The sequence below is a fragment of the Mucilaginibacter auburnensis genome (assembly GCF_002797815.1).
Taxonomy (GTDB): domain Bacteria; phylum Bacteroidota; class Bacteroidia; order Sphingobacteriales; family Sphingobacteriaceae; genus Mucilaginibacter; species Mucilaginibacter auburnensis.
In genome coordinates this window covers 501,399-519,103 of sequence record NZ_PGFJ01000001.1, presented here as the reverse complement: position 1 = coordinate 519,103, position 17,705 = coordinate 501,399, and the positions used below count along the sequence as shown (strand labels likewise).

15 protein-coding genes are annotated in these 17,705 nt (G+C 43.1%); 7 read left to right on the top strand and 8 right to left on the bottom strand.

The genetic code is table 11. The features are described 5' to 3' along the window. Nucleotides 1-48: 48 nt before the first annotated feature. Nucleotides 49-414, bottom strand: coding sequence for a response regulator (locus tag CLV57_RS02300; RefSeq protein WP_100339743.1), 366 nt, complete (start codon nucleotides 412-414; stop codon nucleotides 49-51). A 93-nt stretch (nucleotides 415-507) separates the two neighbouring features. Here CLV57_RS02300 and CLV57_RS02295 point away from each other — a divergent pair, with 93 nt between their 5' ends. The 3 genes from CLV57_RS02295 to CLV57_RS02285 are packed head-to-tail and all read left to right on the top strand — an operon-like array spanning nucleotide 508 to nucleotide 3,125. Continuing rightward, on the top strand, nucleotides 508-1,119 hold the full coding sequence (locus CLV57_RS02295; RefSeq protein ID WP_100339742.1) for a SprT-like domain-containing protein: 612 nt from the start codon (nucleotides 508-510) through the stop codon (nucleotides 1,117-1,119). Between the two features lie 7 nt (nucleotides 1,120-1,126). Beyond that, a complete protein-coding gene (locus CLV57_RS02290; RefSeq protein WP_100339741.1) occupies nucleotides 1,127-2,257 on the top strand; it encodes an alpha/beta hydrolase in 1,131 nt (376 codons plus the stop codon). Nucleotides 2,258-2,312: 55 nt separating this feature from the next. After that, a complete protein-coding gene (locus CLV57_RS02285; protein ID WP_100339740.1) occupies nucleotides 2,313-3,125 on the top strand; it encodes a M90 family metallopeptidase in 813 nt (270 codons plus the stop codon). Here the strand turns inward: CLV57_RS02285 and CLV57_RS02280 are convergent. Together CLV57_RS02280 and CLV57_RS02275 are read right to left on the bottom strand one after the other, a co-directional pair. Next, nucleotides 3,115-3,330, bottom strand: coding sequence for a hypothetical protein (locus tag CLV57_RS02280; RefSeq protein WP_100339739.1), 216 nt, complete (start codon nucleotides 3,328-3,330; stop codon nucleotides 3,115-3,117). The two genes, CLV57_RS02285 and CLV57_RS02280, sit on opposite strands and share 11 nt — an antisense overlap. A 99-nt stretch (nucleotides 3,331-3,429) precedes the next feature. Next, the gene (locus CLV57_RS02275; RefSeq protein ID WP_157799043.1) at nucleotides 3,430-3,897 is read right to left on the bottom strand and encodes a BLUF domain-containing protein; all 468 of its coding nucleotides are present in this window, start codon (nucleotides 3,895-3,897) and stop codon (nucleotides 3,430-3,432) included. Between the two features lie 118 nt (nucleotides 3,898-4,015). On the opposite strand from CLV57_RS02275, the gene CLV57_RS02270 reads away from it, so the two are divergent. Next, nucleotides 4,016-6,229: a biosynthetic peptidoglycan transglycosylase gene (locus tag CLV57_RS02270; protein WP_100339737.1), complete on the top strand. Its 2,214-nt coding sequence runs from the start codon at nucleotides 4,016-4,018 to the stop codon at nucleotides 6,227-6,229. Nucleotides 6,230-6,234: 5 nt separating this feature from the next. On the opposite strand, the gene feoB is transcribed toward CLV57_RS02270, so the two are convergent. From feoB to CLV57_RS02255, 3 genes are all read right to left on the bottom strand, one after another. Continuing rightward, the gene (feoB, locus tag CLV57_RS02265; protein WP_100339736.1) at nucleotides 6,235-8,352 is read right to left on the bottom strand and encodes a ferrous iron transport protein B; all 2,118 of its coding nucleotides are present in this window, start codon (nucleotides 8,350-8,352) and stop codon (nucleotides 6,235-6,237) included. Beyond that, on the bottom strand, nucleotides 8,353-8,574 hold the full coding sequence (locus tag CLV57_RS02260) for a FeoA family protein (protein ID WP_100339735.1): 222 nt from the start codon (nucleotides 8,572-8,574) through the stop codon (nucleotides 8,353-8,355). 526 nt (nucleotides 8,575-9,100) lie between these two features. Next, on the bottom strand, nucleotides 9,101-10,084 hold the full coding sequence (locus CLV57_RS02255; RefSeq protein WP_100339734.1) for a pyruvate dehydrogenase complex E1 component subunit beta: 984 nt from the start codon (nucleotides 10,082-10,084) through the stop codon (nucleotides 9,101-9,103). Nucleotides 10,085-10,236: 152 nt separating this feature from the next. Here CLV57_RS02255 and CLV57_RS02250 point away from each other — a divergent pair, with 152 nt between their 5' ends. Further along, the gene (locus tag CLV57_RS02250) at nucleotides 10,237-12,090 is read left to right on the top strand and encodes a DUF4153 domain-containing protein (protein WP_100339733.1); all 1,854 of its coding nucleotides are present in this window, start codon (nucleotides 10,237-10,239) and stop codon (nucleotides 12,088-12,090) included. 25 nt (nucleotides 12,091-12,115) lie between these two features. Continuing rightward, nucleotides 12,116-12,517, top strand: coding sequence for a PH domain-containing protein (locus CLV57_RS02245; RefSeq protein WP_100339732.1), 402 nt, complete (start codon nucleotides 12,116-12,118; stop codon nucleotides 12,515-12,517). Between the two features lie 211 nt (nucleotides 12,518-12,728). Here the strand turns inward: CLV57_RS02245 and CLV57_RS02240 are convergent, their stop codons facing one another. Both CLV57_RS02240 and ypfJ read right to left on the bottom strand, forming a co-directional pair. Then, entirely contained in the window at nucleotides 12,729-13,547 is an 819-nt protein-coding gene (locus CLV57_RS02240) for an N-acetylmuramoyl-L-alanine amidase (RefSeq protein WP_245856827.1), read from the bottom strand. A gap of 241 nt (nucleotides 13,548-13,788) precedes the next feature. Then, the gene (gene ypfJ, locus CLV57_RS02235; protein ID WP_100339730.1) at nucleotides 13,789-14,637 is read right to left on the bottom strand and encodes a KPN_02809 family neutral zinc metallopeptidase; all 849 of its coding nucleotides are present in this window, start codon (nucleotides 14,635-14,637) and stop codon (nucleotides 13,789-13,791) included. Between the two features lie 192 nt (nucleotides 14,638-14,829). Here ypfJ and polA point away from each other — a divergent pair, with 192 nt between their 5' ends. Then, nucleotides 14,830-17,643: a DNA polymerase I gene (polA, locus tag CLV57_RS02230; protein ID WP_100339729.1), complete on the top strand. Its 2,814-nt coding sequence runs from the start codon at nucleotides 14,830-14,832 to the stop codon at nucleotides 17,641-17,643. The last annotated feature ends 62 nt before the right edge of the window (nucleotides 17,644-17,705 follow it).

Here is a 17,705-nt window from a genome sequence, read left to right as displayed (position 1 = left end):
CAGAACGTTTGTAAAGTGCAAGTGTTTGAGCGAGTTAACAAAAACCTGTTACGCGGCCAACTGGTATTCTACTTTTTGCATAAACACATCTATATCAAATGGCTTATGTAAAACATCGTTGGGCGCGCCGGGTAATTGTAGAGCTTCGTCCAGATTATCGGCCCCCGAACATAAAATTACCGGAAGGTCTTTAGTAGAAGTATTCAATTTAAGTAGCTTGCAAATATCCCGTCCGTCAAAGTCTGGCAGACCAAGGTCCAATATTACCAGGTCGGGGTGATCTATTTTAATAGTATTAAATACTTCATTTCCGGTGTACAAGGCAGTAACTTCATAGCCCTTACTGTTTAATATATAGGTCATTACTTCTACCATGAACACATTATCATCAACTATTAATATCCGCTTCATCATGATATATTTTTAATTGTAATAGATGAGTCAAACCCTGTGCCATGGTTTTTTAAACTGGTTTGCAAAGTGTTATCTTTACCGTCGAGGTAAAATTTGGACAAAGTAAAAGTACTGCAACGCTATCTGCCACCCGACGCGGCTCCGCTAATTGGCCGCTGGATAGATTATTTTAAGTGCGAGTTTAAAATTTCGCGCAACCGCAACAGCAAGTTTGGTGATTACCGCCCTCCGTTTGATGGAAAGGGGCATCGTATATCAGTTAATTATGATCTTAATCCTTATGCGTTTTTGGTAACCACCGTACATGAATTTGCGCACCTGCATACCTGGAACGAGCATAAGCACAAGGCCAAACCGCACGGCACCGAGTGGAAAAACAACTTTAAGCGCATGATGCAGCCTTTTTTTGAAAAGGAAATATTTCCGCCTGATGTTAAGGCCGCCATTGTAAGTTACCTGAATAACCCTGCTGCCTCCAGTTGTTCTGACCTGGGCTTGTACCGCTCCTTACGCAAGTATGATGCACCTAAAGAAGATGTACACACGGTAGAGAAAATACCTGTACATGCGCTGTTCAAAATAAAGGATGGCCGTGTGTTCCGTAAAGAAGAAAAGCTGAGAAAGCGCTATAAATGCACAGAAGTGGCTACAAAAAGGGTCTATTTGTTTAGTCCGGTTGCTGAAGTTGAACTGATAAAAGATTAAGGCCGGAATGATACGTTTGGTTATACCCATCGCGCTGTTCCTGCTTTCGCTTTTGGCGGTTTTTAACGCGCCTGCTTATTACCTGTGGCTAATGGCCATAGCCGTAACAGAATATCCGCTGGTTTTTGTAGCCATAACTATTGTTGTATTACTCACAGGCTTTTGGATGAGGCAGTACAATATGGCAGGAAGCATAGCAGGGATATTAGCTTTGCTACTGTTTTTATCGCCCATTGCACGCGCTTACAAGGTTGCGGCTACCTTGCCGGATGAAATGGACGCAAGCTTTGGCAAAAGTACTCTTCCACCTCAAAAGCCTTTTAGTTGGCTTAAACTATTCTCATCTGTACAGAACAGCTCTTATAAAACGTTCACTTACGCAAACTATACAGACATACAGCTTAACCTCGACTTTTACAGCGCCCATGCAAAGGGTAACAAGCCCTGCGTTGTGGTTATACACGGCGGATCGTGGAGCAGCGGTGACAGTAAACAATTATCAGAGTTAAACACTTACCTGGCTAAAGCCGGTTACAATGTAGCTGCCATTAATTACCGCATGGCCCCAAAGTATAAAAGTCCGTTACAAATAGAGGATGTTAAAAACGCCTTGAATTACTTACGCCAACATGCCGATAGTTTGCATATTGATACCACACAATTTGTTTTGTTAGGAAGATCGGCAGGCGCGCAGATAGCCTTGCTGGCGGGATATACTTTAAAAGATGCAGGTATAAAAGGCGTTATTGATTTTTACGGACCGGCAGATATGGTTTGGGGCTATTCGCTGCCGGCTAATCCGCTGGTGATGGACTCTCGCGCGGTGATGGAAAACTACCTTGGCGGAACTTATACCGAGGTGCCCCAAAACTATGCGGCAAGTTCGCCCATTGCGTTTGTTAACCCCAACTCGCCACCTACCCTCATCATTCATGGGGCTAATGATGTACTGGTAGCTTATGAACATAGCCGCCGCCTCAATGAAAAGCTGGAGCAAAACGGCATAAAACATTTTTGGCTCAAATTACCCTGGGCCACGCATGGCTTTGATTATAATTTGAACGGTCCAGGCGGTCAGCTTTCAACTTATGCAGTGGGGCGGTTTTTAGATTTTGTAACTAAACGTCCCTCACAATAAAAACATTGATGAATTAAAACGGTTACATAACGCACACTATTAAACAGCTAACGCCGTGACTTTATACTTCCTTATTGTAATACCGCTACTGGCCATTTTGGCTTTTATCATCTTTAAACGTAAAAACAAACCTGTTATCAGTGAGCCTTTAGAAGTGCTTGACAGATCGCTTGTAACCTTATTAAATACACACATTGAATACTACCGCGAGTTAGAGCCTCAGGATAAAAAGCAGTTTGAAAGCAGGGTGGCCCGCTTTTTTCAATATGTAAACATTGAAGGTGTAGGTTTGGAAATAACTGATGCCGACCGTATAATGGTGGCTTCAAGCGCGGTTATTCCGGTTTTTGCATTTGGCGATTGGGAGTACCCTAACCTTACCAATGTTATTTTGTACCCGGACACTTTTGATAACGAATACCAGTTTGAAGGCAACAACCGCAATATTATGGGCATGGTAGGTACAGGGTATATGAACGGGCAAATGCTGCTGTCGCGCAGCGCGCTGGTAAAAGGCTTTTCCTCACAATCCGGTAATCAAAATACAGCTATTCATGAGTTTGTGCATTTGGTTGATAAAACTGATGGCGCTACAGATGGTGTACCAGAAAACCTGCTGCCCAATGCTTACGCCGAGCCCTGGCTTAAACTAATGCATCAGGAAATGCACCGCATTAAAGATGGCCGCTCAGACATTGACCCTTATGCTTTAACCAACGAGGCCGAGTTTTTTGCTGTTGCTTCCGAATACTTTTTTGAAAAACCCGGACGCTTTCAGCAACGCCACCCTGAGTTATATGAGCAGTTAAGCCTGATATTCAGGCAGGAGCCGGCTAATAATATTGATCAGTTTGGGATTAAACGTTAGTACGGTATGCTGTGTAAACGCAGGTAATCATTTTATTTAGCTCGTCGTAAAACTCGGTAAATTCTTTTGTTTGCACGTGCGCGTTAAGGCTGGTATTTTCCTTGCAGCTCACAACCAGCCATTTTAATAATGCCCCTTTAACATCAGCAATGTGATGCTTTTCACAGTAAAGTCTTAAAAATTCTTCGGCAGCTACTTTCTCCATTCTTATTTAAAGATAAGTTTAGGGGTTAGCAAATATATACAACGCCTGCCTGTAAAGAGTTTATAAAAACACGATATGACCTATTGGTCAGCATATGCATTAAAAAAATGGCTTCTCGTTGTTTATGGTGTAAAAAGACCGGAAGAAATTGAGTACCTCATGCTGCTCATGGCGCATGTGCTGCTCCAAAAAGCCGGCATCTACATTAAAAAAGCCAGGAATATCGCCGGTTTGGCCGGCGGCTATTTTTTTAAAGCCCATGCTCCATTTATCAAACAGCCGTTGCTCCAACAAGCCCTGTTTCAGCAGAATTATTTTATCATGCCTGTCATCTTGCTTTATACTGTTAAATATTTTGGTTACTTCCGGCTCAGGCCCTTCCAAAAGTTGCATAAACCTACCTTCAATATTGGTTAAAAACCGCCCTTCAAGGTAAAGCAGCATACCGGTTACGTTACCAGCCATATTATTGCGGCGCGATTGCTCCAACAGGAATTGCAGTTCAGGATCTGTCATGAGGTTTAATGCCTTACTGAAATAGATAATGAAATTTACCGGATCTGCCATAAACAACACTTTATCTTTACTAAATACCCGCGGCTTAACCTTAAGGCAAGGAAACATTTTAAGCAACCTTACGTTTGTAACGGAGGAGATTTAATTTAGTTTTGGAGAAATTTGTTTGATGCGTCGCCTTAATCCTAAATATGTTCGTATTGCCGCTATAGTTGCCGCTTCGTTATTGGTTATTTTAATAATTGCAGGCATTGTAGCCTATAATAAACGCGAAGCCTTTTTGCAGAGCGCCCTGGTTAAAGCTAAAGCGAAAGCAAAAAGAGATTACCAGCTTGATTTGAACATTGCCAATGCCCGGTTTACTGGCCTGGCTACTGTTACCTGCGATGGTATAACCATAGTGCCCGAACAGCGCGACAGCCTGGTGCGCATTGACCATTTTGAAGTGAGCGTTAAATTATTGCCGCTTATTTTAGGTAAGGTAAAACTGGGCGACGTTAACCTGCAAAATGGCTTTGTACACCTTACCGATATAAAGGGGGTAAAGAACTTTGATTTCCTTTTTAAAAAGAAAAAAGACACCACTGCCAAAACCAAAGCCGACCTCTCTTTACTGGCTAATAACCTCATCAACGAGGTGCTGTATAAGATCCCCGACGATCTGGACATGAAAAATTTTATGATCTCCTACACTAAGGACAGCACCAGTTTGAAACTGCTAACGCAACAGGCTGTAATTGACAATGGTGAGCTTACCTCAACAATTAAAGTAAATGATGGCGAAGCTACCTGGCATCTGGCCGGAAAGATGGAACCATCAGACAAGGAAATTGATGTGAAGCTGTATGCCGACGGCGGCAAGGTGGAGATCCCTTTTATACAGAACCGATACAAGGCCCGCATCAACTTTGAAAGCATGAACATTAAGCTGGATGATGTTGACCACAGCGAGGGCGAAACTCGTATTGCAAGTTCATTTGGTGTGAAAAACCTGTTGATCAATCATAAAGGCCTTTCATCAAGCGACATTGTGGTGCAAAACGGATCGTTGGATGCGGATATAATGGTGGGAACCAATTTTGTGGCGCTGGATAGCTCATCAGTTATTCACCTTAAAAAAATGACGGCCCATCCGTATCTGAAATACACACTCTCGCCTAAAAAGCTGTATGACCTTAAACTAAATACGGGCTGGCAGAGTGCACAGGATATTTTCGACTCGTTCCCAGATGGTACTTTTGAATCATTTGAAGGTATAAAGGTTGCCGGCAAATTGAACTACACGCTTGATTTTAGTCTGGATATGCAAAACCCCGATGCGGTAGTTTTCAATTCTACCTTGCAGAAAGACCCAGACTTTAAAATATTAAAATACGGCCGTACCGATTTGAGCAAACTGAACCGCCCGTTTGAGTATACGCCATACGTAAAAGGAAAACCGGTGCGTACCATGATAGTTGGGCCGCAAAACCCGGAATATACCCCTTTGGACCAGATATCGCCCTACCTGCGCAACGCGGTGATGACGGCCGAAGATCCTACATTTTACCAGCACCATGGCTTTGTTGAGGAAGCCATACGCAAATCAATAGCTACTGATATAAAAACCAAGGCTTTCAAACGTGGCGGTAGTACCATGTCTATGCAATTAGTTAAAAACTCCTTTTTAAGCATGGAAAAAACCCTTGCCCGTAAAATGGAGGAGATATTGATTGTGTGGATGATAGAGAACAATAATATTATGACGAAGAACCGTATGCTGGAGATCTACTTTAATATTATTGAATGGGGAAATAACATATACGGTATAAAAGAAGCTGCCCGCTATTACTTTGGCAAAACACCGGCGGAGCTTGACCTGGGCGAGAGTATTTACCTGGCCAGTATAGTACCAAGCCCGCGCACAGGCCTTTACGCCTTTTTACCTGATGGCACGTTAAGACCAAGCCGCATATTTTACTTTAACTCGTTAGGAAAACTAATGGCGATGTCGCATCATATACCGCGTGACACTACGGGTGCCTATGGATTTTACGGTGTTAGATTACGTGAAGGCCTGCGCCATGAAATTGCGCCGGTAGATTCGGCACAGGCTGAGCAAATTTTGAATGGCTCGCCGGATGAGAGCATCATTGATATTCCGGAACCAGCTAACGAAGAGCCGGAGAAAAAACCGAGCTTCTTTCAGCGTCTGTTTGGTGGTGGTAAAAAAGACACGGTTGCCGAAAATCTGAAGGATCGTTTAAAACGCGAGGAAGAACTCCGCATTAAAAACATTGACAGCACGGGCAAAACCAATAAACAGATACGCCAGGAAAAACGCGAAATAAAGCGCCAGGAAAAGGAACGGCGCAAGGCACTTGAGCAACAAGGATTGCTTTAAACTGATTAGTGCGTTAACAGTTGGTAAGTAATAAAACTTATTACATAAGCCAGCACCGTCATGTAAGTTAGCTGAATTACCGGCCAGCGCCAGTTTTTGGTTTCGCGGTATACTATGGCAACAGTGCTTGCACACTGCATAGCAAATGCATAAAACATCATGAGCGACATAGCCACCGGAACGGTAAACACCGGCTGCTGCGTTTTAGGGTTTTTGGCATCGCGCATTTTTTGAAGTACGGATGCTGTATCGCCATCGCCGCCGCTAACACTGTAGATGGTTGCCATGGTGCCTACAAAAACCTCGCGTGCAGCAAATGATGTAATTAAGGCTATACCAATTTTCCAGTCGTACCCTAACGGACGGATAGCCGGTTCAATGAAATGCCCTAACACACCGGCGTAAGAGTTCTCTAATTTTTCAGAAGCTTCCAGCGTGCTGATCTCTTCCGGGGTAAAATTGAAAGCGTACTCGGTACTTTTATATTTTTGCTCTATCTTTTCAAAGCGGTCGCCCGGACCATAGGAGGCCATTACCCACAAAATGATAGATACGGCTATGATCACTTTACCTGCCTCGAACACAAAAGATTTAGACCTGTCGTACATGGAGAAGATCACATTCTTCCACCTTGGCATGCGGTATACGGGCAACTCCATTATAAAGTAGCCACGTTCGCGTGCTTTTAAAATGAATTTAAACACCCATGCCACAATGATTGCCGACAATAAGCTAAACACATACATGGCGGTTAAAGCAAGGCCCTGCAGGCTAAAAATGCCCCATATGGTATCATTAGGAACTACCAATGCTATCAGTAAGGTATAAACTGGCAAACGCGCAGAGCAGGCCACTAATGGTGTAACCATAATGGTGATCATTCGGTCTTTCCAGTTCTCAATGGTGCGGGTACTCATAATGGATGGCACCGCGCATGCAAAACCACCTATCAATGGCACTACAGATTTGCCATTCAAACCTACCTTACGCATTACTTTATCCATCATAAAAGTAACACGGGCCATGTAGCCGGTATCTTCCAGTATGGATATAAAGGCAAACAGTATAGCAATTTGCGGAATGAATACCAGCACACCGCTCAAACCGGCAACAACGCCGTCAACCAATAAGCTGGTAAGCGGGCCGGGAGGCAAGGTGTCGTTAAGGCTATCCTGCGCCCACATGAAAAAGCTTTCTATCAGATCCATTGGGTACGATGCCCACGAAAATATGGCCTGAAACATGAACAGCAATATGGCGAAGAAAATAACAAAGCCAAATACCTTATGGGTAAGTATCTTATCTATTTTGTTGCTAAATGTTTCGTCGTGCGGATTGAAAGGTGTTTTAACCGTATCATACAGCAGGTCATTAATAAAAGCATAACGGGCAACGGTTTCTGCTCCCTGTGCTTTTTGCGTATGAAAGCCGTGCTGCAGTTCCAGTTCTTCTATTCTGTCTGATTGCTCCTTCGACAGAAATTTTAAATGTTCATGCTGATGCGCCAGTTGCAGGGCAAAGTACGGGTTGTCCAATTGCAGCTCAGCGCTGATGGCATCAACCAGTTCGGGCGCAATGCTTCTTACGTCAATACTGCTTTGCTGTAACGCTATTTTATTAGCGAATGAGATTGTACTTTTAAGTTGCTCTATACCCTCGTTTTTCCTTGCAGCTATTGGCACTACAGGTACACCTAATTTATCAGAAAGTGCGTTAAAATCAATGCTGATGCCGGCCTTATTGGCCATATCCATCATATTAAGGGCAACAATAACGGGTATTTTGAGGTCGGCCACCTGGCTATATAGCAGCAGGTTTCTTTTCAGGTTGGTAGCATCCAGTATCACCACAACCAGATCAGGCACGTGCGAGCTCGAGCGATCTGCTAATACTGAAAATACAATGGATTCGTCCTGACTTTTAGGGTAAAGGCTATAGGTGCCGGGTAAGTCAACAACTTCGGCGGTACGGCCATCAGGCAGGTGGGTATAGCCCACCTTTTTATCAACCGTTACGCCCGGAAAATTACCTATTTTTTGATTGAGACCGGTTAATACGTTAAACAGGGTTGATTTACCTGTGTTTGGGTTTCCAACAAGTGCAACGCGTATATCAGCTTTCAATTAGTTCTTTTGTAATATAATGGTTGAAGCTTCCAGCTTACGCAAACTCAACTGATAACCCGATACCCGGATAGCAATAGGATCGCCAAGCGGGGCAATGCGGTCAACCTGTATTTCCTCGCCGGGCAGGCAACCCATCTCCATCAACTTTACCGACATTTCAAGATCGGTAAACTCCTTTACTATACCTTTTTGTCCTACTTCAAGTTGCGATAGCTTCATACCTTAATAAATGGAGCTCAAATGTAATTCTTATTTAAAACAAATCCAAATAGTGTGACCAACATCACAAAAAAATTAGGTGTTTAAACCTTGATTGTCATTTTAATATCACTAAATGGAATAAAACGTAATCGTGTACAACTAAATGGTAAAAACATACGTTAATAGGACTGTGGGTTCTACCCCACATTGTGATAAGGTTTAGGTTGAAAGTCCCCAAGCAGCGAGTGTGCGGGGACTTTTATTTTTTAAAGGGATTTTTATTGCAAAGCGACGTCATTCCGACTAACGAAGCGAGCAACCGCGGGGGATTGAGGAGAGACCCTTTCAAAGATGCGTTGTGCCGTCGATTCGAAAGTAGTCTTCTTTGAGTAGAATGACATGGAATGTGGGCTATTATTACCTCGAAAAGATTCCTCGTCGCGCAACACACAAGCCAACGCTTCTCCTTATTCGGAATGACAGAAGATTGAATAAAAATTGGTAAATAACAAAAACGCCCCCGTTTCCGGAGGCGTTAGCTGTATTATTTTGTAACGTACATTACTTCTTTCACTGCCTTTACTACCTTGTCGGCATTTGGCAGATACTCTTGTATCAATGTTGGCGCGTATGGTAGCGGCACATCGCCACCCATAATGCGTAATATCGGTGCGTCTAAATAATCAAACGCGTCTTTTTGTACTTTGAAGGCTATCTCTGTAGCAATTGAACCCAATGGCCAGCTTTCTTCAACCAATACCAAACGGTTGGTTTTCTTTACCGACTCAATTACCGTAGCGTAGTCAATTGGGCGAACGGTACGTAAGTCAATCACCTCAGCGCTGATACCTTCTTTTTCAAGTTCCGCAGCTGCAGCGTTAACTACCTTCATTATTTTACCAAAACCTACCAAAGTAACATCAGTACCTTGTTTGGTTACGGCAGCTTTACCTATCTCTATATAATAAGTCTCTTCAGGAACCGGGCCTTTATCGCCATACATCAATTCTGACTCCATAAAAATAACAGGATCGGGATCAATAATGGCAGATTTTAACAAACCTTTCGCATCAGCAGGATTTGAAGGTACTACCACCTTTAAACCCGGACAGTTGGCATACCAGTTTTCAAAGCACTGGCTGTGCTGTGAGCTTAACATACCCGCGTTACCGGTAGGGCCACGAAAAACAATTGGAACCGAGAACTGACCGCCGCTCATTGACATGATCTTGGCAGCACCGTTAATTACCTGGTCAATTGCCACCAACGAGAAGTTGAAGGTCATGAATTCGATGATCGGCTTTAAACCGTTCATGGCCGAGCCAATGCCTATACCGGCAAAACCCAACTCAGAGATAGGCGTATCAATAACACGTTTAGCGCCAAACTCATCCAGCATACCCTGACTAACCTTGTAAGCACCGTTATATTCGGCAACTTCTTCACCCATCAGGTATATGTTTTCATCATTGCGCATTTCCTCTTGCATAGCTTCGCGAAGCGCTTCTCTGAACTGTATTTCTCTCATCGTATGTAAAAAAATGATGTTTTTCAGTCGCAAATATAAGCACTAATGTGTGAAAAGCAATTGAGTAGCGTTTGGGGCGATGTTTTTATTACTGTATCGACGTAGATTTTGTACATTAGATAAGATTAATAAACTACCGCAACCCTAACACAATGAAATTTCCGTCTATAAAAGCACTTACCGAAGGTTTTAAAAACACCATAAAACTATACCCGCTTGAAGTAGTATTTGCACTTATGGGTACAATAGCGGCCACCATAAATGTTGAACTTGATAATATAAAGCCGGTTGCCGAAAGCTGGTGCATGCGTATTATAATGACTGCTAACCTGGGATTACTACTTAGTTTGGCGGTTACTTTATTTACTCGCAGCCGACAAATTAGCGCGGGTAAAGCAAATCTGTTCAGGTTGGGGGCAATTTTAATAGCGGCTTGCTGCTGCCTGCTGATCAACCCCTATTACAGGCAAAGCGATTATATACGTTTCCTTTTACTTAGCTTATCATTTCACCTGTTGGTTGCTTACGCTGCATTTACAGTAAAAGGGAATATACAGGGTTTCTGGCAGTTTAACAAAACGCTGTTTTTACGCATTTTAACCAGCGCGCTTTACAGCGCGGTATTATTTGTTGGGTTGGCCGCAGCTATGGGAGCCCTGAACTTTTTATTCAATTTTAAATTTGAGTCTGATGCATTCCTGATCCTTTGGATATGGATTGTTGGGATGTTCAATACCTTGTTCTTTTTGGCGGGCGTGCCGGTTGATACCGCTGCTTTAGATCAGGACGATTCTTATCCTAAAGGATTAAAAATATTTACTCAGTATGTATTGGTGCCGCTGGCTACGGTTTATGTATTGATATTACTGGCTTATGAAGCCAAAATATTGCTGCAATGGAGCCTGCCTAAAGGATACGTGTCTAACATAATATTAGGCTATGCGGTTTTTGGCATACTCTCCCTGCTGCTGGTATACCCCATACGCGAACGCGAAGAAAATAAGTGGCTAAAAACCTATGCCAAAAGCTTCTATTTTTTAATGCTGCCGCTGCTTGGTTTGCTATTTGTTGCCGTAGGCACACGGGTATTTAAGTATGGCGTTACAGAAGAACGTTACTTTTTAATTGTACTGGCTGTTTGGCTGCTATTTATATCTGTTTACTTTTTGCTCTTTAAAAAGCAAAATATAAAGGTAATACCTGGTTCACTTTCCGTATTAACGTTGTTATCTGTTTACGGTCCGCAAAGTGCATTCTCTGTATCTCAATACTCGCAAACACGCATACTTGTTAATATTTTTAAAAAGCATGGCGCTTTTCAAAATGGCAAATTGCAGCCAATTACTGCCAAGATAGATTCTGTAGCAGGCGACGAAGCGGTAAGAAAAATAGAGTATCTGGTAAGTGAGCATGATTTGACTTCATTGCAACCCTACCTCAAACAGGACCTGCAAGCGGTGAGCGATTCGATATCAAAAAAAGAAAAGCATGATTATTATCTAAGCAGATATATTTTGAAAAGACGCAAAACTGATTGGGCGATACAGCATTTAGGATTGAGTAGTTACACTAACTTATACTTTGATAAACCAACCACAACAAATTATTACTACACCTTTACGCCTGATGACCAGGTGTTTGACATTAAAGGGTTTGACTACATAGTGCCTAAACTTGAAGCAGACTCGGCAACTGTGAAAGACCATAACCTGACTTTCAAACGTAACGTTAGACAGAATGGCCGCATTATGGAACTTTTGATTGACGGGGAGCTATACAGTTTCAATATTGAAACGATTGCCAAAACCCTGATTGAAACAGAGCTTGATCAAAATGCAGGGCATAACAACATCAGGAAGGTTAAAGATGAAATGGTACTAACTAAAGCAGGCAAAAAATTTTATGTTAAACTTTTTATTAAAAGCATAAGCTTTAGCGTAAACAAGAAAGCCATTGACGGCGACATTACAGTTGAAGGCAACTATTTGATAAAAGAGCTGCGCTGAACATTATCACATTAAAATTAAAAGCATGAAATTTTATTCAAGTAAAGGATGGATTTTCGGCGCCATGTTTCCGGTTTTGGGCGCGTTTGCAGGTATAAGCTTTGCTGACGGCGTTTATGTAATGGCGCTGCTACTATGTGTTTGCATTTTGTATCTTACCTGGATGTGGTTTGATACCTGGTATCAAATTATTGGTGATGAATTACTTTACAGATCAGCCCTGATAAAAGGGTCAATTAAAATAAATGCCATTACCGAAGTCATTAAAAATAAAACCATTACCAGCGGCGTAAAGCCGGCTTTATCAACAAAAGGTATCGCCATAAAATATAACAAGTGGGATGAACTTTATGTATCGGCAATTGATGCGGAAGGCCTTATTGCAGGTTTAAAACAGGTAAAGCCGGAGATTAGGGTGGTGGATTGATGTTAGTCCGGATTTAAAATCAGGCTGAGAGAAGAGCGCGCGGCGTAAAAAGTCCCACGTTTGGCTAAAGCCCTTTGTCGCTTATCCTTCCGTCGGTTAAAACCGACGGCAAGTAAGTATCTTCTTCTTTTAGCGTAAATTCAACGTGATTATTAACTCCTTGGATAACCTTTGGTTCAAACTTTTCGGCAGGCGACCAACCTTAAGCCCACTAATACTTTCTATATACATTATACAACACATTCAAATCCAGCGGACTTAACTGTGGATTGTTATCCTGCTGCACATAATGACGTTTAAAGGCAATGATGGCAGCATTTAGGTCGGATGTATCGTAGCCAATCAACCGCAATGCCGTTGTATAATCAAAGTTTACCGGCGCAGGCACTAAAACGGCATCGCTCCAGTAGCCAAAACCTTTGTCGGCCAAAGTTTTCCACGGGAATAGCGGACCTGGATCTGGTTTGCGTTTAGGTGCATAGTCCTGGTGGCCAATAAAGTTGGCCGTTGGGATGTTATAAGCTTTTTTTAATTGCGTCAACAAAAGCAAAAGGCTATTGATCTGCGCATCGGTAAAAGGTTCGCGGCCATTGTTGTCTATCTCAATACCTAAAGAGCAACTGTTCATGTCGGTAACACTTCCCCACTTACCGGCACCTGCATGGTTAGAGCGCAGGTAATCATTAACCATGTGGAAGATCTTGCCGTCTTTACCTACAACATAATGCGCGCTTACTTCTGTACGAAGCAAAGTAAAGGTGCGCAGCGTTTGTTGTATAGAATCCTGCGCAGTGTAATGGATGATAACATAGTTAGCCTTGCGGATGCCATAATTTACAGAAGCTACCCATTCAGACGGTACTGCTATAGCTCCCGTACTGTCATACAACATGGCGGGTGTTTCCTGCTTAATGATAGCAAGAAGTGAGTCGGTTTTGGTAGTATAAAACTTATCAGTTGTTTCGTACTGCTTGGTTACAACAGGAACCGGCGGCGCATCAGGTGGCTGAACGGCCTTGGGTGGTTGCACTTTTGGGGAACAGGCGTAAAAAAGAATAATAGTAAATAAAAACGAAACTCTACGCAAAACACTATTCATACATGTAGTAAACCATCGAACCATTTTACTGACGTTAGCAAAATGGTTCGTTTGGGGTTGGTTGCCAATATAAGTCATTTTCGTGATGTCACGAAAATGATCAACCTAAATTAATTGGTTCAAAAATGGCCTTGTCAAAGCACATCACCTAATGGGGTAATTTGTGGTAACATTATTCTTCAACTGCTGCAAAAGTATCCCCTTCTCTAATATCACCGCTTTCAAAACCTTTTTTAAACCAGTACATACGTTGCTGGCTGCTGCCATGGGTAAAGCTATCGGGAGTAACGCGGCCCTGATATTGTTTTTGTAGTCTATCGTCGCCTATCTGGTTCGCGGCATTCAGGGCCGAATCAATATCCGCCCGTTCAAATACAATCTTGTTATACTGTTTTAATGCCTGGTGATGAGCCCACACTCCTGCGTAAAAATCAGCCTGTAGCTCCAGTTTTACAGAGAGTTTGTTGTACTCGGTCTCGCTCATTCTTTTACGGGCAGCTTCCATTTTTTCTGATGTGCCCATCAGGTTCTGTACATGGTGCCCCACCTCATGCGCTATTACGTAAGCACTGGCAGCCTCACCGGGAGCGCCAAACTTGTTGGCCAGCTCATCAAAAAATGAAATATCCAAGTAAACCTCCCCGTTGGCAGGGCAATAAAACGGACCAGTTGCCGATGATGCATAACCGCAGCCCTCGGCATTCACCTCTTCTTCAAAAACATGCAGGGTTGGGTGCTGATAACGCTCGTTCATGGTATTGAAAAGGCTATCCCAAACAATGTTGGTACCCTCAAAAATTACACGGGCAAATTGTTTGTTACGGTCGGTACTTGCGCCGGGCTGCGTGGTTATCTGGTCCGAATTGTCAGACTGGTTAAGGATCTGCCCGGGATTAATACCGGTGAACATATAGATAACCGCCCCTATCAAACCCAATATGCCGCCGCCCATTAACATGCCTCGGCCGCCGCCGCTACTTTCTTTGTAATCAGTTGTTTGCTTACCACCAAACCATTTCATAGTAAAGTTTTTTGTTTAGGTAACATGCTGATGCTGTAAATGTTTAGTAAATGTGTTGCATTTTAAGGTTGCTTAATAAATGCCTGCAATGTGGGCATAAATACTATTTTTGCGTAAAGCGCTCAGATTTTAATCGATAAGCAATTCGTGCAATTCGGAAAAATCAGGCGCAATTCGTGCAATAATCAGATCATGAAGAAATTATTCCTTTTAGATGGTATGGCGCTTATTTACAGAGCGCATTTTGCTTTAAGTAAATCGCCGCGTTTTACATCGGGCGGTATAAATACCTCCGCAGTGATGGGTTTTACCAATACCCTGCTGGATGTATTAAAGAAAGAGAACCCTACCCATATGGCTGTGGTTTTTGATACTGATGCACCAACTGAAAGACATACCGAATTTGAAGCTTACAAGGCCCACCGCGAGGCTATGCCAGAGGACCTCTCCAAAGCGCTGCCTTATGTTGTAAAGCTGATATTAGGCTTCAACATACCCGTAATTACTTCTGATGGATATGAGGCCGATGATATAATCGGAACGCTCGCCAAAAAAGCCGAACAAAAAGGCTACCAGGTTTATTGCATGACACCCGATAAAGACTTTGCCCAACTGGTATCAGACAATATCTTTATTTACAAGCCTGCCCGCATGGGTAACGAGATGGAGATATTAGGTGTTAAAGAAGTATTGGCAAAATGGGAAATAGAGCGCGTTGAGCAGGTAATAGACATATTAGGTTTATGGGGCGATGCTGTGGATAACATTCCCGGCATACCCGGCATTGGCGAGAAAACGGCTAAAGCCCTCATTAAACAGTATGGGTCGGTTGAAGGGATCATTGCTCATAGTCATGAGTTGAAAGGCAAACAACGCGAGAACGTAGAAACCTATGCCGAGCAGGGTTTATTATCTAAGAAACTTGCCACCATATTATTAAATGTTCCTGTTGAACTGGACGAAGAAGGCTTGGAAATATGCGCTCCAAGTAAAGAATTACTGGAGCCGCTGTTTGCCGAGTTAGAGTTCAGAACCTTAGGCCGAAGGGTATTTGGAGATGATTTTAGCATCACAGAAATAAAGGCGGTATCTGCCGGTACACAGATTGACATGTTTGGCGCGCCCGTGGCTGAAGGCCGTAGCACCCTTACTGTAGATGTGCAGGATATTAAAGAACCCGCTGTTGAGGCCGGTAAGAATATCAACAATACGCCGCATGAGTATTTCCTGGCCGAAACGCACGAAAAACGCGCTGAACTCATCAACATCCTCAAACAACAAAAAAGCTTTTGTTTTGATACCGAAACTACCGGCACCGACGCCAACAACTGCGAGTTGGTAGGCCTATCATTCTCAGTTAAAGCGGGCGAGGGTTGGTATGTACCTGTTCCGCCAACCGAGGCAGAGGCTAAAGCCATTGTGCAGGAGTTTAAAGAAGTGATGGAAGATACCGCCATTGGCAAAATTGGTCAGAATTTAAAATTCGACATATTGATGCTGAAATGGTATGATGTTGAAATTAAAGGCGACCTGTTTGATACCATGATGGCGCATTACGTTATTGACCCGGACACCCGCCACAACATGGACGTTTTGAGTGAGAATTATCTGGGCTATAAACCGGTATCAATAACTGAGCTTATTGGTCCGAAAGGAAAGAACCAGGGCAGCATGCGCGATGTGGAACTTGAAAAAATAAAAGAATACGCCGCAGAGGATGCTGATATCACCTTGCAATTAAAAGAAGTTTTCGAGCCAAAAATAAAAGCTGCCGGGGCGGTGGAGTTGCTGCATAATATTGAAAACCCGCTAATTTATGTACTGGCAGATATTGAGCATGAAGGCGTACGTATTGACCACGATACTTTAAATGAATTTTCTAAGGAGCTGGAAAAAGACATCGCTCAATTAGAAAAAACTGTTTACGAAAAAGCGGGGGTGCGTTTCAATATAGCATCGCCAAAACAATTAGGCGAGGTGCTGTTTGAAAAGCTGATGCTTGACCCTAAAGCCAAAAAAACCAAAACCGGTCAGTATCAAACTGGGGAGGATGTGCTGCTATCATTAGCTGCCAAAAGTGATATAGTACGCGATATTCTGGATTACCGCCAGCTGCAAAAACTGAAATCAACCTATGTTGATGCACTGCCTACCATGGTTAACCAAAAAACCGGACGCGTGCATACCAGCTATAACCAAGCTGTGGCGGCAACCGGCAGGTTAAGTTCAACCAATCCCAATCTGCAAAATATTCCTATCCGTACAGAAAGGGGCAGGGAAGTGCGTAAGGCTTTTATTCCGAGGGACGAGAACCACACCATTATATCTGCCGATTACTCGCAAATAGAGCTGCGTATCATTGCCGAGATCAGCAAGGATGCTAACATGATGGATGCTTTTGTTAAAGGGATAGATATTCATACCGCTACAGCGGCCAACGTTTATGGTGTACCTGTGTTAGAGGTTGACAGCACGCAACGCCGGAACGCAAAAGCCGTTAACTTTGGTATTATTTATGGGCAATCGGCTTTTGGTTTATCGCAAAATTTAGGCATACCACGTAAAGAGGCTGCTGAGATCATTGAGAACTACTTTTTGCAGTTTCCCGGTATAAAGCAATACATGAGCGATACTATGAACTTTGCCCGCGAGAACGGCTACGTTACCACGCTGATGGGGCGGCGCCGTTACCTGCGCGATATTAACTCGGCTAACGCTACCGTGCGCGGATTTGCTGAACGAAATGCCATTAACGCGCCTATACAAGGTTCGGCGGCTGATATGATCAAGATTGCCATGATCAACATTCACCGTGAGTTAAAAGCACAAAAACTGGGCGCCCGCATGACCATGCAGGTGCATGACGAGTTGGTGTTTGACGTACCGAACAATGAAATAGAGATAGTTAAACCTATTATTGTAGAGCATATGCGCAATGCCATTAAAACCGAAGTGCCTATATTAGTGGAGATCGGCACCGGCAGCAACTGGCTGGAAGCACATTAAGCTATTTGTATTGGTCATTGGTCATTGGGGCCAAGCATTGAGGGAATATTTTTATTTGAAGA

What these genes read in the sequence shown, in the direction of transcription:
- CLV57_RS02300 (WP_100339743.1), bottom strand. Translation starts at nt 414, where the DNA reads ATGATGAAGCGGATATTAATAGTTGATGATAATGTGTTCATGGTAGAA.
- CLV57_RS02290 (WP_100339741.1), top strand. Translation starts at nt 1,127, where the DNA reads ATGATACGTTTGGTTATACCCATCGCGCTGTTCCTGCTTTCGCTTTTG.
- CLV57_RS02280 (WP_100339739.1), bottom strand. Translation starts at nt 3,330, where the DNA reads ATGGAGAAAGTAGCTGCCGAAGAATTTTTAAGACTTTACTGTGAAAAG.
- CLV57_RS02275 (WP_157799043.1), bottom strand. Translation starts at nt 3,897, where the DNA reads ATGGCAGATCCGGTAAATTTCATTATCTATTTCAGTAAGGCATTAAAC.
- CLV57_RS02270 (WP_100339737.1), top strand. Translation starts at nt 4,016, where the DNA reads ATGCGTCGCCTTAATCCTAAATATGTTCGTATTGCCGCTATAGTTGCC.
- CLV57_RS02260 (WP_100339735.1), bottom strand. Translation starts at nt 8,574, where the DNA reads ATGAAGCTATCGCAACTTGAAGTAGGACAAAAAGGTATAGTAAAGGAG.
- CLV57_RS02255 (WP_100339734.1), bottom strand. Translation starts at nt 10,084, where the DNA reads ATGAGAGAAATACAGTTCAGAGAAGCGCTTCGCGAAGCTATGCAAGAG.
- CLV57_RS02250 (WP_100339733.1), top strand. Translation starts at nt 10,237, where the DNA reads ATGAAATTTCCGTCTATAAAAGCACTTACCGAAGGTTTTAAAAACACC.
- CLV57_RS02245 (WP_100339732.1), top strand. Translation starts at nt 12,116, where the DNA reads ATGAAATTTTATTCAAGTAAAGGATGGATTTTCGGCGCCATGTTTCCG.
- ypfJ (WP_100339730.1), bottom strand. Translation starts at nt 14,637, where the DNA reads ATGAAATGGTTTGGTGGTAAGCAAACAACTGATTACAAAGAAAGTAGC.
- polA (WP_100339729.1), top strand. Translation starts at nt 14,830, where the DNA reads ATGAAGAAATTATTCCTTTTAGATGGTATGGCGCTTATTTACAGAGCG.